The organism is Lactobacillus delbrueckii subsp. delbrueckii DSM 20074 = JCM 1012, assembly GCF_001433875.1.
Lineage (GTDB): Bacteria > Bacillota > Bacilli > Lactobacillales > Lactobacillaceae > Lactobacillus > Lactobacillus delbrueckii.
In genome coordinates this window covers 538-2,128 of record NZ_AZCR01000109.1, presented here as the reverse complement: position 1 = coordinate 2,128, position 1,591 = coordinate 538, and the positions used below count along the sequence as shown (strand labels likewise).

Annotated in this window: 1 pseudogene and 1 riboswitch; the pseudogene reads right to left on the bottom strand. The window is 36.4% G+C overall.

The annotated features are described in order from the left end of the window. Window positions 1-80: 80 nt before the first annotated feature. Window positions 81-1,283: pseudogene (eno, locus tag FD23_RS08615) on the bottom strand (phosphopyruvate hydratase); the annotation flags it as partial. A 72-nt stretch (window positions 1,284-1,355) separates the two neighbouring features. Beyond that, window positions 1,356-1,416, bottom strand: a riboswitch (Fluoride riboswitch). Between the last annotated feature and the right edge of the window lie 175 nt (window positions 1,417-1,591).

The window sequence follows — 1,591 nt, the reverse complement described above, 5'->3', positions numbered from 1 at the left end:
TGTCGTTATTAACATTGTAAGGGACAACCCTTCTTTTTTTGTTGCCTATTTTCTATTTACACAAGAATTTATACTGAACCGTATTTTTCAACACGCTCAGAACGAGCTGGGGCACCTGATTTAAGTTCAGCTGAATTCGTAGCGACAGTAAAGTCAGCAATAAAAGTATCACCAGTTTCACCAGAACGGTGAGAAACCATTGTAGTAAAGTTATTCTTTCTAGCTAAGCGAATAGTCTCAAGAGTTTCAGTAATTGTACCGATTTGGTTTACTTTGATTAAAACAGCGTTACATAGTTTATCTTTAATAGCCTTACGAACAAGCTTTGGATTAGTACATACGTTATCATCAGCAACCACTTGAATATCTTTACCAAATCTAGCAGTAAACTTTTCAAAGTTATCCCAGTCATTTTCATCAAATGGGTCTTCGGCAGAAATAATTTCTGGAAATTCCTTCAAAAGCTTACCATAGTAATCAAGCATTTGATTGCCATCCCATACGTGGCCTTCAAAGTGGTATTTACCATCATCTTTGTTATAGAAGGATGAAGCAGCTGCATCAAAGGCAATGGCAATATCTTCACCTGGCTTGTATCCAGCTTTTTCAATAGCTTCATGAAGCATTGTTAGAGCTTCCTCTGAACTCTTTAAGTTAGGAGCAAACCCACCTTCATCACCTAAACCTGTTTCAAAGCCAGCGTCTTCAATGACTTTTTTCAAAGTATGGTAAGTGTTAACGATCTTTTCAAATCCATCTCTAAAACTGGTTTTCTTAACAGGAGTAATCATAAATTCCTGAATATCAATACCATTGTCGGCATGTTTACCACCATTAATGACGTTATGGAATGTTTGTGGCAATTCTAAGTCGCAACCACCAAGGTAACGATAAAGTGGTTCATGCTTTGAATGAGCAGCTGCACGAGCAATGGCCATTGATACACCCAAAATAGCATTAGCACCTAATTTAGCTTTATTTGGTGTACCATCTAATTCAATCATAGTTCTATCAATTTTTGCTTGATTATAAGGATCCATACCGTTTAAGGCATTATTGATTGTACCGTTTACATTTGCGACAGCATTAGTAACCCCTTTACCGCTTAAGCGAGAACCACCATCACGTAATTCGACTGCTTCTTTTTCACCAGTTGAAGCACCCGATGGAACCTCAGCTTTGGCAACTGTTCCATCAGATAAATATGCGTGGACTTCCACAGTTGGATTACCGCGAGAATCAAAAATTTCCATAGCTCTAATTTTTTCAATATAAACTGTCATAACTTTTACCTCCTAAAACAAAAAAGAGTAAAATAAAAGACGCCTACTATCAACACACATTAATTGTGTAGGTAAATAGTAGACGTCATTAGATTTTGCTCGTTTAATGGCGAACGTCATCGCCTGTTCTGTTAACACTTTTAGTATACCGCTATTAATTAATTTTGCAATTGTAAAAATAAAAAAGTACATTGTAAATAAAATAAACAGGCAACATGTCAAACTAAAAGTACGTTTCGCTATACCTTTCCGTAAAACTAACTACAATAACTACTCGATTGCTTACGATATGACCAATGAGAAGCCCT